Below are 1362 nucleotides of genomic sequence, written 5' to 3' on the forward strand. Positions count from 1 at the left end.
GGGTACAGCTTGTTGCTGTCGACCTTGCCTGCGAGCGCTTTTTGCTTCTTGGTGATCTTGGCCATTTACACGCCCTCCACATTCACGCCCATCGAACGGGCAGAGCCGGCGATGGTGCGAACTGCTGCGTCCAGGTCGGCGGCAGTCAGGTCCTTCATCTTGGTCTTGGCGATCTCTTCGAGCTGTGCGCGCGTGATCTTGCCGACCTTGTCGGTGTGCGGACGGGCCGAGCCCTTGTCCAGCTTGATGGCCTTCTTGATCAAGGTGATCGCCGGCGGCGTCTTGATGATGAAGGTGAAGCTCTTGTCAGCGAACGCGGTGATAACCACCGGCAGCGGCAGACCAGGCTCGACGCTCTGGGTCTGCGCGTTGAACGCCTTGCAGAACTCCATGATGTTCAAACCACGCTGGCCCAGTGCGGGACCGATGGGTGGTGACGGGTTGGCCTTACCAGCTGGCACTTGCAGCTTGATGAAGCCGACGATTTTTTTCGCCATGCTTTGCTCCTTGCGGGTGATATCGCCTTGGCTTTCGCCGCGGCTCCCCGGGGTTGAACGACTCTTCGATCAAGGCCGCGCGCCGAGTCGGACAACGCGCAGCCGGGAATGGTTCCGGTCCGGGGACCGGCGGGGCTCAGGTCTTCTCGACCTGGCTGAACTCGAGCTCCACGGGCGTCGCGCGGCCGAAGATCATGACCGACACGCTGACCTTGCTCTTCTCGTAGTTGACTTCCTCGACGGTGCCGTTGAAGTCGGTGAACGGGCCTTCCTTGACGCGCACGAATTCGCCGACGGTGAACTCGACCTTGTGGCGCGGCTTCTCGGTGCCCTGCTGCATCTGGCTGACGATGCCTTCGACCTCTTTCTGCGAGATCGGGGCCGGACGGTTCTTGGCGCCGCCAACGAAGCCCGTCACCTTGTTGGTGTGCTTCACCAGGTGCCAGCTCTCGTCGTCCATGATCATTTCGACCAGCACGTAGCCCGGGAAGAAGCGGCGCTCGGTGGTGCGCTTCTGGCCGTTCTTGATTTCGACCACCTCTTCGGTCGGCACCAGGATGCGGCCGAACTTGTCCTGCATGCCGGCACGGTTGATGCGCTCGATGATGTTGCGCTCGACGGCCTTTTCCATGCCCGAATAGGCATGCACCACGTACCAACGCAGATCGGGGTTGGCGGCGGGAGCCAGCACGGAGGTGTTTTCTTCCTCGGGGCTGCTCGGCGTGGTTTCAACTACGTCGTCGGTCATTTATTTTCTCCAGCCCAGAATGAGGTCGAAAAACACCCATTCGAGCGTCTTGTCGGTGAGCCAGAGGAAAACGGACATGACGGCCACGAAGGCAAACACATAAGCCGTCATCTGCAT

The 1362-nt window shown here is 60.7% G+C and carries 3 protein-coding genes; all 3 read right to left on the reverse strand.

The window, feature by feature from the left end; translation table 11 throughout:
- Positions 1-65 precede the first annotated feature (65 nt).
- Complete coding sequence (gene rplK, locus AC1DOC_RS33775) at positions 66-497, reverse strand: 50S ribosomal protein L11 (RefSeq protein WP_012745747.1); 432 nt, start codon at positions 495-497, stop codon at positions 66-68.
- A gap of 136 nt (positions 498-633) precedes the next feature.
- Positions 634-1245, reverse strand: a complete 612-nt coding sequence (gene nusG, locus AC1DOC_RS33780) for a transcription termination/antitermination protein NusG (protein WP_012745746.1) — start codon at positions 1243-1245, stop codon at positions 634-636.
- On the reverse strand, positions 1246-1362 hold a 117-nt coding region (locus tag AC1DOC_RS33785; protein WP_478131583.1), incomplete at its 5' end, for a preprotein translocase subunit SecE.

This window comes from Variovorax sp. 01T439_2, from assembly GCF_056398445.1.